Origin of the sequence: Cellulosimicrobium sp. I38E (genome assembly GCF_001647255.1) — a bacterium.
In the GTDB taxonomy this organism is placed as follows: Bacteria; Actinomycetota; Actinomycetes; order Actinomycetales; family Cellulomonadaceae; genus Cellulosimicrobium; species Cellulosimicrobium cellulans_E.
This window is the reverse complement of record NZ_LUAZ01000083.1, coordinates 95,336-116,235: the sequence shown is the minus strand read 5'-3', so window position 1 is coordinate 116,235 and position 20,900 is coordinate 95,336. Positions and strand designations below refer to the sequence as shown.

The following is a 20,900-nucleotide window of genomic DNA, read 5'->3' as shown; positions in this document are numbered from 1 at the left end:
GCGTGCGCTACCGCGCCTCGGCGTCCGGGCGCCCGCGTCGCGACGGGTCCGCCGGGTCCGTCGGGACGTAGAAGGCGCCGCCGTCGAGGTCGACGTCGAACGGCCGGCCCTCCGCGGGGCGCTGCACGATGTCGAGGCGCTGGCGCTCCTTCTCCTCGGTGAGGTACGTGCGGTTCGGCTGGAAGATCTCGACGATCTCGCCGAACATGCCCGACGACGCGCTCTCACCCCCGCCCGCGTCGCGGCGGGCGCGCGCCTCGGCGCCGGAGGTGAACCGCGTGATCCCGACGACGAGCAGCCCCGTGAGCGCGACCGCGACGAGGACGCCCACCATGCCTGTGCCGATCCCCTGCAGCATCTTCCGAGCCTAGCGTCGACCACCTGGAGGGGCCACGACGTCCGGGAACCAGCGCGCAGTTCGCCCGACACCGCGAGATGCCGCCGAGACACGGCCGTGACCCGACCGGGACCGGACCGTGCTCTGCCCGCCGCGCGAGCGTGACCTGCGGTTTCTACGATCGGTCCATGACGGCGCGAGGAACGATGCGGACAGAAGGTGGCGACCGAGGGCGACGCGGGGCCGCGCCGTCACCGCGGGCCGCGACAGCCGTCGTCGGGCTGCTGGCGCTCTCGCTCGCCGCGTGCACCCCCGGCGGCACGGACGACTCCCCGTCGCCGTCGGGCACCACGACGAGCGGCTCGCCCAGCCCCACGGACTCGCCGACCGGCGCCCCGGCCGAGAGCCCGACGGACGACGCCACGGCACCGGCCGACGACGCGACCGAGGCACCGCTCCCGTTCCCCGCGAACACCGACCCGGACACGCAGGACCCGTCCGCGGACGCGGCCCTGACCGTGACGGACATCCGGGTCGGGCACCACGACGGGTACGACCGGGTCGTCTTCGAGCTCGGCGGGACCGGGACGCCCGGGTGGCGCGTCGAGTACGTCGACCAGCCGGTCGACGACGGGAAGGGCGACGTCGTCGCGGTCGACGGCGACGCCTACCTCCAGGTCATGATCTCTGGCTCGGGGTACCCCATGGACACGGGCGTGGACGAGTACGCGGGACCCAACCCGGTGCGCGCGGGGGACGACGGCGAGGTCGAGGAGGTCCTGCTGCGCGGCGTCTTCGAGGGCTACACGCAGGCGTTCGTCGGGGTCGACGACGAGCAGCGCCCGTTCCGGGTGTTCTCGCTCGAGGACCCGACGCGCGTGGTGGTCGACGTCCGCGACGACGACTGACGGGGGCCCGCACCAGCGGGCCGCCCGACACCCACCCTCAGCGCTCCGCCGAGATCCCCTCGGCCTTCTGCGGCCGGGCGAGCAGGCCGCGCGCCATCTCGTCGACCGGCATCCCCTCGTGCAGCACCGCGACGACGCCGGCCGTGATCGGCATCTCGACGCCCACCTTCTGCGCGAGCTCGAGGACCGACCGGCAGGACTTGACGCCCTCGGCCGTGCCGCCGGTGGCGGCGATCGCGTCGTCGAGGCTCAGCCCCTGGCCCACGTGCTTGCCGAGGGTGTGGTTGCGCGAGAGCGGCGACGAGCACGTCGCGACGAGGTCGCCCATGCCCGCGAGGCCGGGGAACGTCTCGGCGTCCGCGCCGAGCGCGAGCCCGAGCCGCGTGATCTCCACGAGGCCGCGCGTGATGACGGTGGCCGTCGTGTTGTAGCCGAACCCGCGGCCCTGGGCGATCCCCACGGCGAGCGCGATGACGTTCTTCACGGCCCCGCACAGCTCGACCCCGACGACGTCGCGGTTGGTGTAGGGACGGAAGTACGACGACGAGCAGGCCCGCGCGACGTACCGCGCCACGTCCTCGTCCACGCACGACACCACGGTCGCCGTCGGCTGACGGTGCGCGATCTCCCGCGCCAGGTTCGGCCCGGACACCACGGCGACGCGCTCGGGCGGCAGCCCGAGGGACTCCGCGACGACCTCGCTCATGCGGCGGTCCGTGCTCAGCTCCACGCCCTTCATGAGCGAGACCGCGACGGCGTCGGGCTCCAGGTACGGGCGCAGCTCGGCGAGCGTCGTGCGCGCGACCTGCGAGGGGATCGCGACGACCACCAGCCCCGCGCCGGCGAGCGCGTCGCGCGCGTCGGTCGTGGCCCGGATGCCCGCGGGCAGCTCGATGCCCGGCAGCCGCTTCTCGTTGCGGCGGGAGAAGTTCACCTGCGCGGCGACCTCGGGGTCTCGACCCCACAGGCGGACCTCGCAGCCGGCGTCGGCGAGCACGGCGGCGAACGTCGTGCCCCAGCTCCCCGACCCGAGGACCGCGGCGACGACGCGCTCCGCGGCGGGGACGTCGTCGGCGACGAGCGGCGCGGGGCTGATCTCGACGGTCTGGTCGCCGCTCACCGGCGGCGCTCCGAACCCGGGTGCTGACGCAGGTCGAAGCGCTCCGCGGGCGCCTTCGCGCCGCGGATCTCCTCGAGCTGACGCGTGATCGCCGCCATGATGCGCTCGGTCGCCTCGCGCAGCGTCGCGGTGTCCTGCGGACGGTCGTAGAGGTCGGAGAGGTCGACGGGCGGTCCCGCGTGGACGGCGACCCGCTTGGGCGGGATCGGCTTGAACACCTTGCCGTACGGCGCCAGGAGCTGCTCGGCGCCCCACTGCGCGATGGGCACGACGGGCGCGCGGCTCGTCAGCGCGAGCCGAGCGACGCCCGTCTTGCCGACCATGGGCCAGCCGTCAGGGTCGCGCGTCAGCGTCCCCTCGGGGAAGAACACGACGCACTCCCCCTCGTCGAGGCGCGCCGTGGAGTCGACGAGGGACTGCGCAGCGCCTGCCGTGCCGCGGTGCACCGGGATCATGCCGGTGCTGGTGAGGACCCGGCCGAGGACCGGCACCTTCCACAGCGACGCCTTCGCCGTGATCTTCGGTGCACGGCCCTGGTCGTAGAGGAAGTGCGCGAGCGTCACGGGGTCGACCTCCGTGACGTGGTTCGCCGCGGCGATGAAGCCGGTCGGGGGCAGGTTCTCCGCACCGCGCCAGTCACGGCGGGTGATCGCGAAGAGGATCGGGCGCAGGAAGAACGCGAGGGTCCTGTACGCGCGCGGGGTCTCGGGCAGGCTCGGCACGGTCACCGAGCCTACCGGGCGCTGCCCTCCGCTCAGATCCAGCCGTGCCGCCGCGCCACGTGCGCCGCCTCGTGACGGTTCGCCGCCCCGAGCTTCGCGGCGGCCGACGACAGGTAGTTGCGCACGGTCCCCGGGGCCAGGTGGGCGCGCGTCGCGATCTCCTCGACGGGCGCGCCGTCGGCGGCGAGCTCGAGCACGTCCGCCTCACGGGCGGTGAGCGGGCTCGCGCCCGCCGCGATCGCCTCCGCGGCGAGCTCGGGGTCGACGTACCGACCGCCGTCGCGCACCTGCCGCACGACGTCCGCGAGCACGCGCGACGAGACCGTCTTGGGCAGGAACCCACGCGCGCCCGCCTCCAGCGCGCGCTTGAGGTAGCCCGGCCGGCCGTGGCTCGTGACGATCACCACACCGCACGACGGCAGGTCGCGCGCGAGGCGCTGCGCGACCTCGACCCCGTCGAGCCCGGGCATCTGGAGGTCGAGGACCGCGACGTCGGGCTCGAGCTTGAGGGCGGCGGCGACGGCCTCGGGGCCCGAGGCCGCCTGCGCCACGACCTCCAGGTCGTCCTCGAGGGCCAGGAGCGACGCGACGGCGTCACGGATGAGGTTCTCGTCGTCGGCGAGCAGGATGCGGATCACGCGCGCGTGGTCCTCTCGGTGGTGGGGGCGGGAAGGTCGCGGGCGCTGCCCCGCGCCGGCGCCCCTCGGGCCGCGCCGTCGTCGGGCACGCGCGCGACGAGGCTGTACCGACCGCCGTCGGACCACGTGCGCAGGCTGCCGCCGGCGCCCTCCAACCGCTCCCGGAGACCGACCAGCCCGGAGCCGCGCCCGTCGCGCGTCCCCGCGGGGGCGCCGTCGTTGACGATCTCGACGACGCTCGACGTCCGGTCCCGGTGCACCGTGATCGTGCACGTGCGTGCGGTCGAGTGCCGCACCACGTTGGTGACGCCCTCGCGCACCGCCCACGCGAGCGCCTCCTGCGCGGCGGTGCCGACCGGCGTCTCCTCGCCGTGGACGGTCGTCTCGATGCCCGCGGAGCGCAGGACCGAGCGCGCGCCGACGAGCTCGGCGCCGAGGTCGGCGGTGCGGTAGCCGGCGACGACGGCGCGCACCTCGCGCAGCGCGTCCTGCGCGATGCGGCGCACCTCGAGCATCTGCTCCTCCGCGCCGGGGCGGCCGCGGGCGGCCAGCTCCGCGGCGAGCTCGCTCTTCACGGCGACGACGGAGAGCGTCCGGCCGAAGACGTCGTGCAGGTCGCGGGAGAACCGCAGCCGCTCCTCCGCGACGGCCAGCCGTGCGTGGAGCACGCGCGTGCGCTCCTGCTCCCACACGATGCCGAGCATCCACACGGACACGCGGTACGACCCGAAGATCGCGACGAGCATGACCGTGCCGGAGAGTCCGAGCCCGACCGCCATGCCCACGGTGGTCGATGAGATCGGTCCGGTCCCCACCCACACGGAGCATCCCGTGACCGTGCCGAAGACGATGGCGAGGAGGGCGAGGCGACGGAAGGTGAGGAGCGGCACCACGGCGAGCGTGCCGAAGCCGACCCCCACCAGGAGCGCGTAGTACCGGGCGCTCCCGGCGACGTCCTCCGCCGAGTCGACGGGGAAGGTCCAGAACCCGACCGCCGCGACCGCGAGGGACAGGGTCCCGTGCAGGGCGAGCAGCCACGGGCGCACGACCGGGCCCCCGAGGAAGTGCACGACCCCCGCCCGGAGCAGCGCGAGGCACGTGACGGTGTGCACGAGCACGAGCACGAGCCACGCGTTGACGGCCCCCGGCCGGAACGTCGGGTCGGAACCGACGAGCACGAGCGCGAGGAACGGCTCGAACAGCGAGAGCAGGTACAGCGACCAGCGCGTGTAGGTGTCGAACCGCTCGGGCGCGGTCCGACGGCTCCACACGTCGAGGAACGTGCGCGGTCGGGTGATCACGTCGACCAGCGTCCCACGCACGGGCGCCGCACGGCCGTGACAGGCGTCATGAGCTGCGGCGACGGGCGGTCCGGGTCAGTCGCGGCGGACGTCGGCGCCGAGGGCGACCAGCTTCTCCTGGAAGTTCTCGTAGCCGCGGTCGATCAGGCTGATCCCGCGCACCGTCGAGGTGCCCTTCGCCGCGAGCGCCGCGATGAGGTGGGAGAAGCCGCCGCGCAGGTCGGGGACCTCGATGTCGGCCGCGGCCAGCGGCGTCGGGCCGGAGATCACCGCGGAGTGGTGGAAGTTGCGCTGGCCGAACCGGCAGTCGCGACCGCCCAGGCACTCCTTGTAGACCTGGATGGTCGCGCCCATGCCGCGCAGCGCGTCCGTGAAGCCGAACCGGTTCTCGTAGACCGTCTCGTGCACGATCGACAGGCCCTTGGCCTGGGTGAGCGCGACGACGAGCGGCTGCTGCCAGTCCGTCATGAAGCCGGGGTGCACGTCGGTCTCGAGCACGATCGGGGAGAGGTCGCCGCCCGGGTGCCAGAACCGGATGCCGTCGTCCTGCACGTCGAACCGGCCGCCGACCTTGCGGAAGGTGTTGAGGAACGTCATCATCTCGGGCTGCGTCGCGCCCTTGACCGTGATGTCGCCGCCGGTGGCGAGCGCGGCCGACGCCCACGAGGCCGCCTCGATGCGGTCGCCGAGCGCGGTGTGCGTGTAGCCGTCGAGGCGGTCCACTCCCTCGATGCGGATCACGCGGTCGGTGTCGACCGAGATGATCGCGCCCATCTTCTGGAGCACCGCGATGAGGTCCATGATCTCGGGCTCGATCGCGGCGTTCGCGAGCTCCGTGATGCCCTCGGCGCGCACGGCCGTGAGCAGGAGCTGCTCCGTGGCACCGACCGACGGGTACGGCAGCGCGATCTTGGTGCCCTGGAGGCGGCGCGGGGCGCGGATGTGGATCCCGTTCTCGCGCTTGTCCACGACGGCACCGAACTGGCGCAGGATGTCCAGGTGGTAGTTGATCGGCCGGTCGCCGATCCGGCACCCGCCCAGGTCGGGGATGAACGCCTCGCCCAGGCGGTGCAGCAGCGGGCCGCAGAACAGGATGGGGATACGGCTCGAGCCCGCGTGCGCGTCGATGTCCGCGACGTGCGCCGACTCGACGTTGGAGGGGTCCAGGTCGAGGATCCCCGCGTCGGGGTCGGACTTCACCGCCACGCCGTGCAGCTCCAGCAGCCCCGTCACGACGCCCACGTCGCGGATCTGCGGCACGTTGCGCAGCACGCTCGGCGACTCCCCCAGCAACGACGCCACCATCGCCTTGGACACGAAGTTCTTCGCGCCACGCACGGTGATCGTCCCGTCCAGCGGGGTCCCGCCGTTGACGTACAGCACATCCTTCATGAGCTCTGGTCGCCCTCTCGCCAAGCCGATGGTCCGTGGTGCCCCTGCGGGCCCGGGCCCGCGCGTCGGGCCGCGGACGGCTCGTCCGCGGCCGCGGGTCCCGAGTGCGCCAACGTGCGGCACCCGGAGATTATTCACCCACTGCGGGCATGCTCGCCGCCATCCGGACGGCGGCGGCCGTCCCCGACACGTTACTCCCCGGTACGCCCGCCCGTGCCGGGTGGCTCGTGGGCCGAGACACGGGCAGGCGTCCGGCGTGTCAGACGGCGGTCGCGTCGAACCCCGCGACGTACCGGTCGATCTCGGCGAGGTAGGCGGCCCGCTGGGAGTCACCCAGCCACGACGCCTCGAACGAGTTCCGCGCGAGCTGCACGACCTCCTCCGTCGTCAGCCCCGCCGCCTCCGCGAGCGCCACGTAGTTGTCCGCCACGTAGCCGCCGAAGTACGCCGGGTCGTCGGAGTTCACCGTGACGCGCACGCCCGAGCGCAGCAGGCCCGCGATCTCCGTCGCCTTCATGTCGTCGGTCACGAACGAGTTCGAGATCGGGCAGGTCGTGAGACCCAGCCCGCGGTCGCGCACGACGTCGACGAGCGCCGGGTCCTCGACGACGTTCGTGCCGTGGTCCACGCGGTCCACGCCGATCTCGTCGAGCACGGTGCGGATGTTGTCGATGCTGCCGACCTGGTCGATGTCGCAGTGCATCGTCAGCCGGTAGCCGAGCTCCCGGGCGCGCGCGAACACGTCGGCGAACTTCTGCGGCGGGTTGTCGCGCTCGTCCGAGTCGAGCCCGACGCCCAGGATCTTGTCCCGGAACGGCACCGACGCCTCGAGCGTCTCCGCCGCGCTCTCGGCCGACAGGTCGCGCAGGAAGCACAGGATGAGGTGCGCGTCGATCCCGTGCTTGGCCGGTGCCTCGGCCGCGGCACGGTGGTAGCCCGTGACGACCGCCTCGAACGAGACGCCGCGCGACGTGTGCGCCTGCGGGTCGAAGAACATCTCGACGTGCTTCACCCCGTCGGCGGCCGCGCGCGCGAGGTAGGCGTCGGCGAGCTCGTAGAAGTCGTCCGCGGTCTGCAGCACCTCCATCGCCGGGTAGTACACGGCGAGGAAGCTCGTGAGCGAGTCGAACGCGTAGGTCGCGCGCACCTCCTCGACCGTCGACTGGCCGATGTCGATCCCGTTCCTCTGCGCGAGGCGCAGTTTGAGGTCGGGCTCGAGCGTGCCCTCGAGGTGCAGGTGCAGCTCCGCCTTGGGCAGGCCGGTGACGAACTCGCGGGTGGGCGTCGTGGGCGCAGGCATGGGTCTCCTTCTCGTGTCGTGTCCCCCGCCCTCATCCTCTCCCGTGCCCGACGCCGGGGCGCACCCGCGCCCGTGGGGCCCGGCCGGCCGTACGGCGAGCACGTGGGGACCGTGGGGCTCGTGGGGACCGCGGGGACTCGGCGTTGACACTTTGGGATCTAACAGTTAGATTTCTCATCATGACCGATCAGTCCGTGCCCGCCAGCAGCCTCGAGCTCGTCCGCTGGATCGGCTGGGCGCAGCGCAAGGCGGCCGAGGACTGGGTGCGCGACCGCGAACTCAGCCACGAGCAGGCCTTCGTGCTCGGCTTCCTGGCCCAGAACCCCGGCGCGATCCAGCGCGACATCGCCGCGGTGAGCCGTACCAGCGCGGCGAGCGTCACGAGCCTGCTCAAGGGGCTCGAGCAGCGCGGCCTCGTCGAGCGGCGCCCGGATCCCGACAACGCGCGCGTCAAGCGCGTCGAGACCACCCCCGCCGGCGCCCGACTCATCGCAGGTTTCCAGGACGCGATGACCGCCGCCGACGAGACGATCCTGGCCCCGCTGGACGAGGCGGAACGCGCTGCCTTGCGCGCGCTGCTCGCCAAGGTCGTCGCCGAGCTGCCGCAACCCAGCCGGGACTGAACCGGACGCGGCCCGGGCCGGACGGTCCGGGCGCGACGCCCCCACACCTTCACCGACCACCGCTCCCGTCGCCGCGCCGGCTCCTGCCGGCGTGCGCTCGAGCCTGCCCGAACGGAGCAGCCATGAGCACCCCCGACCTCGAGACCCTGACGGGCCCCTCCCTGCCTGCCGCCGGGTCGCCCGGCGATCCGACGCCCGCGACCCCGCCAGCACCTGACACGCCGGGGACCGACCGGTGGTACCTCTCCTCCGCGCCGATCGTCCGCGCCCTCGTGCACCTGTGCGTGCCCATGGCCGCGGCCATGATCGTCGGCGCCGTCTACAACGTCGTCAACGCCGGGTTCGTCGGCTCGCTGCACGACAACGCGCTGCTCGCCGCCGTCACCCTGGGCACGCCGCTCCTCGGCCTCGTGATGGCCGTCGGTGGCGTGTTCGGCGTCGGCGGCGGGGCGCTCGTCGCCCGGCTGCTCGGCGCGGCGGCGCACGACCCGTCCGCCACGGGCCAGGTCCGCCGCGTCTCGTCGTTCGCCGTCTGGGGCGCCGTGGTCACCGGCGCCGTGCTCGGCGCCGGCGGACTCCTCCTCCTGCGGCCGCTCGTCACCCTCCTCGGGGCGGACGCCGCCACCGCTCCCGCGACGGCGACCTACGTCGCGGTCATGCTCGCGTTCGTCCCGGTCCTCACGGCGGCGTTCTGCCTCGAGCAGCTCGTCCGCGCCGAGGGCGCCTCGCGCCAGGTGATGTACGCGCTCGTCGGGTCGACGGTCCTCAACCTGGTGCTGGACGTCCTGTTCGTCCTCGTCCTGCCCTGGGGCGTGGGCGGCGTGGCCCTGGGCACGGGCCTGGCGAACCTCGCCGTCGTGGTGTACTTCGCCGTCTGGCTGACCCGCAGGAGCGAGCACATGAGCATCGCGCCCCGGTGGTTCACGCTCTCGCCGAGCGTGCTCAAGCCCGTCTTCGGCGTGGGGGTCGGCGAGCTGCTCCAGGCGTCGTTCCTCATCGTCACGTCGCTGGTCCTCAACAATCTCGCGGCCGCGTACGGCGACGGCCCGCTCGCGGCGATGGGTGTGGCGGTCCGGATCGCGCAGGTGCCGGAGTTCCTCCTCATGGGCGTGACGCTCGGCGTCCTGCCGCTGCTCGCCTACTCCTACGGCAAGGGCGACCGCGGACGGCTCACGGCGGCGCTGCGCGCTTCCGCGCTCGTGGTGGGCGGCCTCGGGCTGCTGTTCTCCGCCGTCGTCATCCTGTTCCGCGACCAGGTGTTCGCCGCCTTCGTGGCCGACCCTGCCGTCCTCGCGATCGGGGCGACCATCCTCACCGCCCAGCTCGTCGCGATGGTCGCCAACGGCTTCGCCGGGCTCGTCACCTCGCTGTTCCAGGCGACCGGTCGCGCCGTCCCCGCGATCGTCATGTCCGTGTCGCAGGGGCTCCTCTTCGTGCCCGTCGTGCTGCTCGGCAACCACTGGTTCGGGCTGTCCGGCATCGTCTGGTCGCTCACCGTGACGGAGGTCGTCGTGTGCCTCGTCGGCGCGGGTCTGCTCGTCGCTTCGCGCCGGGCCATCGAACGTGGCCTGGTGGCGAGCACCGCCCGAATCGATTAGGTCGATACCGCCGTCGCGCGGCCTGCGGCAACGTCACCGTGTTCGACATCCGAGAGCAAAGGAGCTGGAGAGATGCGACGCATTGCAGCGTGGGCCGCCGCGGTGGTCCTCGGCGCGGCGGGCCTGGTGGCGGCCTCGCCGCCCGCCCCCGCCGCGGCGCACGGGGCGGAGGTGTTCCCGGGGAGCCGCCAGTACCTGTGCTGGGTCGACGGCCAGACGGGCAACGGGCAGGTGGACCCGCAGAACCCGGCGTGCGCGAACGCCTACGCGGTCAGCGGCACCTCGGCCTTCTACAACTGGTTCGGGAACCTGGACTCGAACGGTGCGGGACGGACCGCCGGCTACGTCCCCGACGGCCAGATCTGCGACGGCGGGGGTCGCGGCCCGTACGACTTCAGCGGGTTCAACGCCGTGCGGGACGACTGGCCGCGGACGCACCTGACGGCCGGGGAGACCTACCAGTTCCAGCACAACAACTGGGCCGAGCACCCCGGGCGCTTCGACGTGTACGTCACCGAGGAGGGCTGGGACCCGTCGAGCCCGCTCGCGTGGGAAGACCTCGAGCTGATCGACTCCGTGACCGACCCGCCCGACACCGGTGGTCCGGGCGCCCTGAACTACTACTACTGGGACGTCACGCTCCCCGCCGACCGCAGCGGCGACCACATGATCTTCACCCACTGGGTCCGCTCGGACAGCAACGAGAACTTCTACTCGTGCTCCGACGTCGCGTTCGACGGCGGCGACGGCGAGGTCACGGGCATCGGCGACGACGGCGGCGAGCCGACCGAGCCCGCGTGCCCGGACGAGGCACCGGGCGCCCCGGGATCCGTCATGGCGATGTCCGTCACCGCCACGAGCGCGCACGTCATGTGGGGCGCGGCCGAGTCCGGGTGCGTCACCGGGTACGACGTGCTCGACCCCGCGACCGGCGAGGTGATCGCGAGCACCGACGGCTCGCCCATGGTCGACCTGACGGAGCTGGAGCCCGGCACCGCGTACACGGTGGAAGTCCGGTCGCGGAACGACCACGCCGGCTCCGTCTCGGCCACGCGTTCCGTCACGTTCACCACGCTGGAGGACGACGTGACGCCGGAGCCGCTCGGCGACTGCGAGGCCGACTACTCGGCCTCCTCGTGGGGCGGCAACAGCACCGGGTTCACCGCGTCGGTCACCGTGACCAACACGTCGGCCGCCCCGGTGAACGGCTGGTCCGTGACGTTCGCCTACCCCGGCGGACAGACCGTCGACGAGCCCGGCTGGAGCGCCGTCGTGAGCCAGGAGGGAAGCACCGTCACCGCGGCGCACCCGGCGTGGCAGTCGAGCATCGCGCCGGGGCAGTCGGTCACGTTCGGCTTCAACGGCGCGACCGCGACCGCAGGCACCCACCCGGCCCCGGTGGGGTTCGCGCTCAACGGCGTCGCCTGCGGCTGACCCGCCCCACGACGGCGGGCAGGCGGCTCACGTGCCGCCTGCCCGCCGTCGTGCGCGGTGAGCCGACGAGGCCCGCAGCGTCCTAGAGCAGCCGGCCCCCGGTCACGCCGATGCGGTCGCCGGTGATGTAGCTGGACTCCTGCGACGCGAAGAACACGTACGCCGGCGCGAGCTCGGCGGGCTGCCCGGCCCGGCCCAGCGGCGTGTCGGCGCCGAACTGCTCGACCTTCTCCTCCGGCATCGTGGCGGGGATGAGGGGCGTCCAGATCGGTCCCGGCGCGACCGCGTTGACGCGGATGCCCTCCGGCGCCAGCTGCTGCGCCAGCCCCTTCGTGAAGTTGAGGATCGCCGCCTTGGTGGTCGCGTAGTCGAGCAGCTGCGGGCTCGGCTCGAACGCCTGCACGGACGTCGTGTTGACGATCGCCCCGCCGCGGGGCAGGTGGTCGAGCGCCGCCTTCGTGATCCAGAACAGCGCGTAGACGTTGGTCTTCAGGACGCGGTCGAGCTGGTCGGTCGTGATGCCCCGCAGACCCTCGTCCTGCGACATCTGGTACGCGGCGTTGTTCACGAGGACGTCGAGGCCACCCAGGCCCGCGACGGCGTCGGCGACGAGCTGCCGGCAGAACTCCTCGTCGCGGATGTCGCCCGGGAGCAGGACGGCCGTGCGGCCCGCGTCCTCGACCCACCGGGCCGTGGTCCGGGCGTCCTCCTCCTCGTCCGGGAGGTAGGAGATCGCGACGTCGGCGCCCTCGCGGGCGAACGCGATCGCGACCGCGCGGCCGATGCCGGAGTCGCCCCCGGTGATGAGCGCGCGCTTGCCCTCGAGCCGGCCCGATCCTCGGTACGTGGCCTCCCCGTGGTCGGGCTCCTGGGACATGTCGCCCGTCAGCCCCGGCGGCTCCAGCTGGTCGGCGGGCTGCTCGGGCTGCGGCTGCTGCGTGGTCGGGTCCTGGGGCGTGGTCTGGTCGGACATGTAGATCTCCCCTGTCGACGTCGGGCGGAACGTCCAGCATGCGGGTGCTCGCGCCCGCTCGCAGCGCGCCGCCCGACCCGACCACGTGCCGAGGCCGATGCTGTCTTGCCGCGACTCACGGCAGCACGAAGGGCCCGGACCTGCGGTCGCAGGTCCGGGCCCTTCGGGAAGCGCTCCGTGCGAGCGTGCCGGTCGATCAGAAGTTGATCATGTGCCCCGCGAGGCCGTGGATCGACTCCTGGACGGCCTCGGACAGCGTCGGGTGGGTGTGCACGTTGCGCGCGACGTCGTAGACGGTGAGGTCCCACTTCTGCGCGAGCGTGAGCTCGGGCAGCAGCTCGGACGCGTCGGGGCCGATGAGGTGGCCGCCGAGCAGCTCGCCGTAGGTCTCGTCGGAGATGAGCTTGACGAAGCCGGTCGGGTCGCCGAGGCCGTGCGCCTTGCCGTTCGCCATGAACGGGAACGTCGCGACCTTCACCTTGTAGCCCTCGTCGCGCGCCTGCTGCTCGGTGAGGCCGAAGCTCGCGACCTGCGGCTGGCAGAACGTCGCGCGCGGCATCATGCGGTAGTCGCCGAGCGTGAGGGTCTCGGCGCCACCGATAGTCTCGGCCGCGACGACGCCCTGCGCCTCGGCGACGTGCGCGAGCATGAGCTTCGCGGTGACGTCGCCGATGGCGTAGACGTGCTCGACGTTGGTGCGCATGACGTCGTCGATCGCGATGGCGCCGCGCTCGGTGAGCTGGACGCCCGTGTTCTCGAGGCCGAAGCCCTCGACGTTGGGCGCGAAGCCGACGGCCATGAGGACCTTGTCGACGACGAGCTCGCCCGGCTTGTCGTCCTTGACGCCCTTGTAGGTGACCGTGACGCCGTCGGTGCCGTTGTCCTTGACCGTCTGGACGGCGGTCGACGTGAGGAGGTTGACGCCGAGCTTCTTGTACTGCTTGGCGATCTCCTTCGACACGTCGGCGTCCTCGTTGGGCAGCGCACGGTCGAGGAACTCGATGATCGTGACGTCCACGCCGTAGTTCTTGAGGACGTAGCCGAACTCCATGCCGATCGCGCCGGCGCCGACGATGGCGATCGACTTCGGCAGGTCGCGCGTGAGGATCTGCTTCTCGTACGTGACGACGTTCTCGGACAGCTCGACGCCCGGGAGCAGGCGCACCTTCGAGCCGGTCGCGATGATGACGTTGTCGAACGTCACCTGGTCGGTCGAGCCGTCGGCGAGCTTCACGTCGAGCGTGTGCGCGTCGCGGAACGTGCCGCGGCCGTCGTACTCGGTGATCTTGTTCTTCTTCATGAGGAAGTGCACGCCCTTGACGCGCCCTTCCGCGACGGTGCGCGAGCGGTCGAACGCCGCGCCGAAGTCGAAGCTGACCTCTCCGGAGATGCCGAAGGTCTTCGCGTCGTGCTGGAAGATGTGCGCGAGCTCGGCGTTGCGCAGGAGCGCCTTGGACGGGATGCAGCCCACGTTGAGGCACACCCCACCCCAGTACTTCTCCTCCACGACCGCGACCGACAGACCCAGCTGGGCTGCACGGATCGCGGCCACGTAACCACCGGGACCTGCACCGAGGACGACGACGTCGTAGTGGGATGCCATGGCGACCAGCCTACTGGCGCCGGATCGGCCCTGGGGTGCGTGCGCGGGCGACGTCCGCCACACCTGCGGGCCGCGGGAAGGTTGACCCCGCGCCGCCGAGCGGGTCACGATGTCCGGGATGCGACACCTGCGGCTCCTCCTTCGCCGGCCGCGCTGAGCCCGCCGGGCGGGCACGCTCAGCGCGGCGGTGCCTGCGCGTCCCGGTTCGCGCACGGCGAGTGCCCGACGACGAAGCCCACCTTCTCGAGGAGCCTCCCCGTGGACGCCGCACACCCACCCCACCCCGCCGCACACCCGCTGCCGACCCGTGAGATCGAGGACCGCTGGCAGCGGTACTGGGCCGAGCACGGCACGTTCCGCGCGCGCGACGACGGCGCGCGCCCCCGCCGCTACCTGCTGACGATGTTCCCGTACCCGTCGGGCGACCTGCACATGGGTCACGCCGAGGTGTTCGCCCTGGAGGACGTCGTCGCGCGGTACTGGCGCCTGCGCGGGTACGACGTGCTCAACCCGATCGGCTGGGACTCGTTCGGGCTGCCCGCCGAGAACGCGGCGATCCGCCGCGGCGAGAACCCCGCCGTCTTCACCGAGACCAACATCGCGACGCAGGCCGCGACGGCGCACCGGTACGGGGTGTCGTTCGACTGGTCGCGCCGCCTGGAGACCCACCGCCCGGAGTACTACCGCTGGACGCAGTGGCTGTTCCTGCGCCTGCTGGAGCGCGGCCTCGCCTACCGCGCGACGGCCCCCGTGAACTGGTGCCCCGCGGACCAGACCGTGCTCGCCAACGAGCAGGTCGTGGGCGGGCGGTGCGAGCGGTGCGGGGCGGCCGTCGTCCAGCGCGAGCTCACGCAGTGGTTCGTGCGCGTCACCGCCTACGCGGACCGGCTGCTCGACGACATGGACGCGCTCGAGGGCGCGTGGCCCGCGCGCGTCCTGACGATGCAGCGGAACTGGATCGGGCGCAGCACGGGCGCGCGCGTGCGCTTCGCGGTCGTGCCCGACGGCGGCCCGCGCGCCACCGCGAGCGCCTCGCCCGGGGCCGGCCCGCGGCCCGACCACGTCGAGGTCTTCACGACCCGTCCCGACACCCTGCCCGGCGCGACGTTCGTCGCCGTCGCACCGGACGGGTCGCTCGCGGCGGCGCTGTGCGCGCCGGAGCACGCGGAGGCCCTCGCCCGGCACCGGGAGGCCGCGCTGGCCTCCGGGGAGATCGAGCGGACGAACGCGCAGCGCCCGAGCACCGGGACGTTCGTGGGCACGTGGGTGCGGCACCCGGCGACGGGTGAGCGGCTGCCCGTCTGGGCGGCAGACCACGTGCTGCCCGGCTACGGGACGGGCGCGGTCATGGGCGTGCCCGCGCACGACGACCGCGACGCACGCTTCGCCGCAGCGCACGGCCTGCCCGCCGGGTCGGGCGTGACCTGGCCCGGCGTGGAGGAGGCGATCACGCGGCTGGAGGTCGACGGCGCGGGCGAGCGCGCGACGTCGTACCGGCTGCGCGACTGGCTGGTCTCGCGCCAGCGCTACTGGGGCGCCCCGGTGCCGGTCGTGCACTGCCGGGGCTGCGGCGTCGTGCCCGTCCCCGACGACGAGCTGCCCGTGCGGCTGCCCGACCTGGCCGGCGACGACCTGCTCCCCCGCGGCCGCTCGCCGCTCGCGTCCCCCGCCGCCGACGCGTGGCGGCGCGTGCCGTGCCCGCGCTGCGGCGCGGCCGCCGAGCGCGACCCGGACACGCTCGACACGTTCGTGGACTCGTCCTGGTACTTCCTGCGGTACTGCTCGCTGGGCGACGGAACGCCCGACGACGTCCCGTTCCGTCCCGAGGACGCGCGGCGGTGGATGCCCGCGGCGCAGTACGTGGGCGGCGTCGAGCACGCGATCCTGCACCTGCTGTACAGCCGGTTCGTCACGAAGTTCCTGCACGACGAGGGCTGGGTGGACGTCGTCGAGCCGTTCGCGACGCTGCTCAACCAGGGGCAGGTGCGCAGCGGCGGGCGGGCCATGAGCAAGTCGCTCGGCAACGGCGTCGACCTGGGCGAGCAGCTCGACCGGCACGGCGCCGACGCGGTCCGCCTCGCCATGGTGTTCGCGGGGCCGCCCGAGGACGACGTGGACTGGGCCGACGTCGACGCGGGCGCCCTGCGGCGGTTCTGCGCGCGCGTGCTGCGGCTCGCGGACGGTGTCGGCCCGGTCCCTGGGCCGGGCGAGTCCGGCCCCGGGGCGCGGGACGCCGTCGTGCCCGGGTCGCGCGCGCACGCGCTGCGCCGTGCCACGCACCGGACCGTGCACGAGGCGCAGGACCTGCTCGACCGGAGCCGGTTCAACGTGGTCGTCGCGCGCGTCATGGAGCTCGTCACCGCCGCGCGCCGTGCGTCCGAGGACGGCCCTGCGGCGGGCGAGGACGCCGTGGCGCACGCCGCCGCCGTGCGTGAGGCCGTCGAGGCGGTCGCGGTGCTGCTGAGCCTGTTCGCGCCGCACACGGCCGAGGAGGCCTGGCACCGCCTCGGTCGCGAAGCGTCGGTGGCCGACGCGTCCTGGCCCGTCGTCGACCCGGGGCTGCTCGCCGCGGACGAGCTCGAGGCGGCCGTCCAGGTCGACGGGAAGGTCCGCGCGCGGGTGCGCGTGCCCGCGGACGTCGACGAGCGTGCGCTGGAGAACCTCGCGCTCGCGACGACCGGCGTCGCGCGGGCGACGGCGGGCCGCGAGGTCGTGCGCGTCGTCGTGCGCGCGCCGCACGTGGTGAACGTCGTGACCCGCGCCCCGGCGTCCTGACCCCCCGACGCGAGCGGGAGGTGAAGTCGCTACGATGCTGCCGCCGCGTCCACTCGACCAGCGGGCCCGTGCGCGGCGACGCGGGCCGGCGCACGGAGCACCTCCCCATGGCCTTCGGACTCGCTGCCCTCCTGGACGACATCGCGGCGTTCGCCAAGCTCGCCGCGGCGTCGATCGACGACGTCGGCGCGGCCGCCGGGCGCGCGAGCGCCAAGGCGACGGGCGTCGTCATCGACGACACCGCCGTCACGCCCCGCTACGTCGAGGGTCTGGCCGCCAAGCGTGAGCTGCCCGTCGTCAAGCGGATCGCGACCGGGTCGCTGCGCAACAAGCTGCTGTTCATCCTCCCGGCGATCCTGCTGCTGAGCCAGTTCCTTCCCGACCTGCTCACGCCTCTGCTCATGCTCGGCGGGACGTACCTCGCGTTCGAGGGCGCGGAGAAGGTGTGGGAGCTCGTCTCGGGCAAGCACCACGCCGAGGTGGAGACGAAGGCCGAGAAGAAGGCCGTCGACGAGGACTCGGTGGTCTCGAGCGCAGTGCGGACCGACTTCATCCTCAGCGCGGAGATCATGGTCATCGCGCTCAACGAGGTCGCCTCCGAGGGCTTCTGGTCGCGCCTCGTCATCCTCGTGATCGTCGCGGTGCTCATCACGGTGCTCGTGTACGGGGTCGTGGCGCTCATCGTGAAGATGGACGACATCGGCCTGCACCTCGCGAAGCGCGAGACGCCGTGGGTCCAGTCGTTCGGGCGCGGGCTCGTCGGCGCGATGCCCAAGGTCATGTCCGTCATCTCGTTCGTCGGGATCATCGCGATGCTGTGGGTCGGCGGGCACATCCTGCTCCAGGGCGCCTACGACCTCGGCTGGCACGGCCCGTACGACGTCGTGCACCACCTCGAGCACGCGGTCACCGGCGTCGCGGGCGTCGGCGGGTTCCTCGGCTGGCTCGTCAACACGGCGTGCTCGGCCGTCGTCGGCATCCTCGTGGGTGGCGTCGTGGTCCTCGTGGCGCACTTCATCCCCCGCCGCAAGCACGCCGAGCCGGCCACCACCGAGGCGACGACCGACCCCGAGCCCACGGGCACCGACCCGGAGCCCACCGACCGCTGATCCCGCGGCGGGCCGGGCGGCCTGCTTGGATGAGGCATGGACTCCGGCACCTGGGCCAACATCGGCCTCGTCCTGCTCTTCATCCTCGTCGGCGGCGTGTTCGCGGGTACCGAGATCGCGCTCGTGTCCCTGCGCGAGAGCCAGGTCTCGCGCCTCGAGAAGCAGTCGGCGCGCGGCGCGCGGGTCGCGGCAGTCGCGCGCGACCCCAACCGGTTCCTCGCCGCCGTGCAGATCGGGGTCACCGTCGCGGGCTTCTTCTCCGCGGCGTACGGCGCCTCGACGCTCGCCCCCGACCTCGCGCCCGCGCTCGAGGACCTCGGGCTGTCGGCGACGCTCGCCGACACGGTCGCGCTCGTCGCGCTGACACTCGTCATCGCCTACCTCTCGCTCGTGCTCGGCGAGCTCGTGCCCAAGCGCATCGCGCTCCAGCGCTCGGCCGGGGTCGCGCTCGTCGTCGCGCCGCCCCTCGACCGCTTCGCGACGCTCATGCGGCCGGTCATCTGGCTGCTCTCGCGCTCGACCGACGGCGTCGTGCGGCTGCTCGGCGGCGACCCGTCCGCACGCAGCGAGGAGATGAGCGAGGAGGAGCTGCGCGAGATCGTGCTCGCGCACGAGTCGCTGCCCGAGGACGAGCGCCGCATCCTCGACGACGTGTTCCAGGCGGGCGACCGGTCGCTCGCCGAGGCCATGACGCCGCGTGGCGAGGTCGCGTTCCTCCGTGCCGACACGTCGCTCGCCGAGGCCGCCGCGACCGTCGCGGCCGGCCCGTACTCGCGCTACCCCGTGACCGGGGACGACTTCGACGACGTCGTGGGCTTCCTCCACGTGCGCGACCTCCTCGGGCGCGACTGCCCCGACCACCGGGCGACCGACCCGGCGACGGGGCGCGCCCTCGCGGTGCGCGACGTCGTCCGCCCGATCCTCGCCCTGCCCGCGACCAACACCGTGCTGCCCGCGATGTCGCAGATGCGCCGCGAGGGCGTGCACATCGCCGTCGTGGTCGACGAGTACGGCGGGACCGACGGGATCGTCACGCTCGAGGACCTCGTCGAGGAGCTCGTGGGAGACATCCGCGACGAGTACGACCCCGACGAGCCGTCACCGGCGCGCGAGCACGGCACCGCGACGAGCGTCGACGCCGGCCAGACGATCGAGGAGTTCGCCCGGCGCACCGGCGTCGAGCTGCCCGACGGCCCCTACGAGACCGTCGCCGGGTACGTCGTCGCGCAGCTCGGGCGGCTCGCGGTGGCCGGCGACCACGTCGACGTCGACGACCGTCGCCTCACCGTGACCGACGTCGCCCGCCGCCGCATCGTCCGCCTCGACGTCACCCCGCTCCCCTGACCGCTGAGTGCATGAAACAGTCGCGCGCGAGGTACCGGAACGCGACGATTTCATGCACTCAACGGTGTGGGTGGCGGGGCGTAGCGTCTGCCGGATGAGCGCAGCGACGACGGAGACAGGGTCCGGGATCAAGGTCGGGGTGGTCGGGAGCTTCGGCTCCGCGGCACAGGTGCTGGACATGGCGGTCGGGGCGGAGGAGTCCGGCTGGGACGGGTTCTTCTCGTGGGACGGGCTGAGCCTGCTGTCGATGCCGGTCGACACGTTCGACCCGTGGGCGGTGCTCGCCGCGGCGGCGGTCCGGACGGAGCGCATCGCGCTCGGGGCGATGGTCTTCGCCCTCCCCCGCCGCCGGCCGTGGGAGGTCGTGCGGCAGGCGCTGACCGTCGACCACCTGTCCGGCGGGCGCCTGGTCCTGCCCGTCGGCGTGGGCGTGCTCGACGACGGCGGCTTCTCCGCCGTCCCGGGCCAGCTCCAGTCCCTGCGCGAGCGTGCGGAGCTCCTCGACGACGCGATCGCCTACCTCGACCGTGCCTGGTCCGGGGAGAAGTTCGCCTTCGACGGCACGCACGTGCACGCGGGCGAGATGCTCTTCCTCCCGCGGCCCGTGGAGCGCCCGGTCGTCGGGCACCACGTGCCGGTGTGGCCGGTGGGCGTCTGGGACGCCGAGCGACCGCCGCTGCGCTCCCTCGACCGCGCGCTGCGCGCCGACGGGATCGTGCTCCAGCTCCGTGGCGAGCGCGGCTTCGACGTGCCCACGCCCGACGACGTCTCCGCCCTGGTCGCGTGGCTCACCGCGCGCCGCGCGGAGCTGGGCCTCGACGCGGGCCGGCCGTTCGACGTCGTCGTCCAGGGCGAGCTCCCGGCCGACCGGGCCGCGGCGGCGGACCAGCTCGCCGGCCTCGCCGCCGCCGGAGCGACCTGGTGGGTCGAGTCCCGCTGGAACCCCGACACCGCGACCCCGGAGTCGCTCCTCGCCGCGATCGACGCCGGCCCGCCGCGCCCCTGAGACGGCGAGAGGCGGGCGCGCGGAACCGACGTGTCGTCGTCTCCGCGCGCCCGCCTCCCGGCGGCGCGATCCGTCAGCCGACGGGGCGCGCCGCCTCGATCTCGACCTTGGGCAGCGTCTTCGCCGGCAGCGTCCTGGGGCGCCACGACGCGCGCGTCGCCTCGAACGCGGAGATCTCGTCCTCGTGCTGGAGGGTCAGGCCGATGTCGTCCAGGCCCTCCATGAGGCGCCAGCGCGTGTAGTCGTCGATCTGGAACGGCACCGTGACGTCCTGCGCGGACGCGGTGCGGGCGACCAGGTCCACGGTCACCTCGGTGCCCGGGTTGGTCTCGAGGATCTTCCAGAGGAGCTCGATGTCCTCCTGTGCGACGATCCCGGCGACGAGGCCCTGCTTGCCGGAGTTGCCGCGGAAGATGTCGGCGAAGCGCGACGCCAGGACGACGCGGAAGCCGTAGTCCTTGAGCGCCCACACGGCGTGCTCGCGCGACGAGCCGGTGCCGAAGTCGGGCCCGGCGACGAGGACGGAGCCCGCGCGGTAGGCGTCCTGGTTGAGGACGAACGTGGGGTCACCGCGCCAGGCGGCGAACAGCGCGTCCTCGAACCCCGTGCGCGTGACGCGCTTGAGGTAGACGGCGGGGATGATCTGGTCGGTGTCGACGTTGCTGCGGCGCAGCGGGACGCCGACGCCGGTGTGGGTCGTGAACTTCTCCATGGCAG

18 protein-coding genes are annotated in these 20,900 nt (G+C 73.3%); 8 read left to right on the top strand and 10 right to left on the bottom strand.

Going from position 1 to position 20,900, the window contains the following annotated elements; translation table 11 throughout:
- Positions 1-7: 7 nt before the first annotated feature.
- A complete protein-coding gene (locus A0J59_RS20090; RefSeq protein WP_064317244.1) occupies positions 8-358 on the bottom strand; it encodes a hypothetical protein in 351 nt (116 codons plus the stop codon).
- A gap of 167 nt (positions 359-525) precedes the next feature.
- Between A0J59_RS20090 and A0J59_RS20085 the strand changes: the two genes are divergently transcribed.
- Positions 526-1,245: a hypothetical protein gene (locus A0J59_RS20085; protein WP_220084527.1), complete on the top strand. Its 720-nt coding sequence runs from the start codon at positions 526-528 to the stop codon at positions 1,243-1,245.
- A gap of 37 nt (positions 1,246-1,282) precedes the next feature.
- Here the strand turns inward: A0J59_RS20085 and A0J59_RS20080 are convergent, their stop codons facing one another.
- The 6 genes from A0J59_RS20080 to A0J59_RS20055 all read right to left on the bottom strand — a co-directional run bounded on the left by A0J59_RS20080 (position 1,283) and on the right by A0J59_RS20055 (position 7,718).
- The gene (locus tag A0J59_RS20080) at positions 1,283-2,341 is read right to left on the bottom strand and encodes an NAD(P)H-dependent glycerol-3-phosphate dehydrogenase (RefSeq protein ID WP_047232605.1); all 1,059 of its coding nucleotides are present in this window, start codon (positions 2,339-2,341) and stop codon (positions 1,283-1,285) included.
- Between the two features lie 20 nt (positions 2,342-2,361).
- Complete coding sequence (locus A0J59_RS20075; RefSeq protein WP_064317258.1) at positions 2,362-3,087, bottom strand: 1-acyl-sn-glycerol-3-phosphate acyltransferase; 726 nt, start codon at positions 3,085-3,087, stop codon at positions 2,362-2,364.
- A 32-nt stretch (positions 3,088-3,119) separates the two neighbouring features.
- Positions 3,120-3,725, bottom strand: coding sequence for a DNA-binding response regulator (locus A0J59_RS20070; protein ID WP_047232570.1), 606 nt, complete (start codon positions 3,723-3,725; stop codon positions 3,120-3,122).
- Positions 3,722-5,026, bottom strand: coding sequence for a sensor histidine kinase (locus A0J59_RS20065; protein ID WP_156533206.1), 1,305 nt, complete (start codon positions 5,024-5,026; stop codon positions 3,722-3,724). The genes A0J59_RS20070 and A0J59_RS20065 overlap by 4 nt, the downstream gene beginning before the upstream one ends.
- Before the next feature lie 75 nt (positions 5,027-5,101).
- Positions 5,102-6,418 (bottom strand): UDP-N-acetylglucosamine 1-carboxyvinyltransferase, encoded by a 1,317-nt coding sequence (gene murA, locus A0J59_RS20060; RefSeq protein ID WP_064317243.1) that lies wholly within the window; start codon positions 6,416-6,418, stop codon positions 5,102-5,104.
- 259 nt (positions 6,419-6,677) lie between these two features.
- A complete protein-coding gene (locus tag A0J59_RS20055) occupies positions 6,678-7,718 on the bottom strand; it encodes an adenosine deaminase (RefSeq protein WP_064317242.1) in 1,041 nt (346 codons plus the stop codon).
- A gap of 179 nt (positions 7,719-7,897) precedes the next feature.
- On the opposite strand from A0J59_RS20055, the gene A0J59_RS20050 reads away from it, so the two are divergent.
- The 3 genes from A0J59_RS20050 to A0J59_RS20040 all read left to right on the top strand — a co-directional run bounded on the left by A0J59_RS20050 (position 7,898) and on the right by A0J59_RS20040 (position 11,373).
- Entirely contained in the window at positions 7,898-8,341 is a 444-nt protein-coding gene (locus tag A0J59_RS20050) for a MarR family winged helix-turn-helix transcriptional regulator (RefSeq protein ID WP_064317241.1), read from the top strand.
- A gap of 122 nt (positions 8,342-8,463) precedes the next feature.
- A complete protein-coding gene (locus A0J59_RS20045; RefSeq protein WP_082919214.1) occupies positions 8,464-9,939 on the top strand; it encodes an MATE family efflux transporter in 1,476 nt (491 codons plus the stop codon).
- Between the two features lie 72 nt (positions 9,940-10,011).
- The gene (locus A0J59_RS20040; RefSeq protein WP_064317240.1) at positions 10,012-11,373 is read left to right on the top strand and encodes a lytic polysaccharide monooxygenase; all 1,362 of its coding nucleotides are present in this window, start codon (positions 10,012-10,014) and stop codon (positions 11,371-11,373) included.
- 82 nt (positions 11,374-11,455) lie between these two features.
- On the opposite strand, the gene A0J59_RS20035 is transcribed toward A0J59_RS20040, so the two are convergent.
- The gene (locus tag A0J59_RS20035; RefSeq protein WP_064317239.1) at positions 11,456-12,346 is read right to left on the bottom strand and encodes an SDR family oxidoreductase; all 891 of its coding nucleotides are present in this window, start codon (positions 12,344-12,346) and stop codon (positions 11,456-11,458) included.
- A 196-nt stretch (positions 12,347-12,542) separates the two neighbouring features.
- Positions 12,543-13,949 carry a dihydrolipoyl dehydrogenase gene (lpdA, locus tag A0J59_RS20030; RefSeq protein ID WP_053371452.1) on the bottom strand — a complete coding sequence of 469 codons (1,407 nt, stop codon included), beginning with the start codon at positions 13,947-13,949 and terminating at the stop codon, positions 12,543-12,545.
- Positions 13,950-14,207: 258 nt separating this feature from the next.
- On the opposite strand from lpdA, the gene A0J59_RS20025 reads away from it, so the two are divergent.
- From A0J59_RS20025 to A0J59_RS20010, 4 genes are all read left to right on the top strand, one after another.
- Positions 14,208-16,724, top strand: a complete 2,517-nt coding sequence (locus tag A0J59_RS20025) for a leucine--tRNA ligase (RefSeq protein WP_064317238.1) — start codon at positions 14,208-14,210, stop codon at positions 16,722-16,724.
- Positions 16,725-16,831: 107 nt separating this feature from the next.
- Entirely contained in the window at positions 16,832-17,833 is a 1,002-nt protein-coding gene (locus tag A0J59_RS20020) for a DUF808 domain-containing protein (RefSeq protein ID WP_053371562.1), read from the top strand.
- 36 nt (positions 17,834-17,869) lie between these two features.
- Entirely contained in the window at positions 17,870-19,177 is a 1,308-nt protein-coding gene (locus A0J59_RS20015; protein ID WP_064317237.1) for a hemolysin family protein, read from the top strand.
- A gap of 94 nt (positions 19,178-19,271) precedes the next feature.
- A complete protein-coding gene (locus tag A0J59_RS20010) occupies positions 19,272-20,183 on the top strand; it encodes an LLM class flavin-dependent oxidoreductase (protein WP_255365380.1) in 912 nt (303 codons plus the stop codon).
- Positions 20,184-20,256: 73 nt separating this feature from the next.
- On the opposite strand, the gene leuD is transcribed toward A0J59_RS20010, so the two are convergent.
- Entirely contained in the window at positions 20,257-20,895 is a 639-nt protein-coding gene (gene leuD / locus A0J59_RS20005) for a 3-isopropylmalate dehydratase small subunit (RefSeq protein WP_047232560.1), read from the bottom strand.
- Between the last annotated feature and the right edge of the window lie 5 nt (positions 20,896-20,900).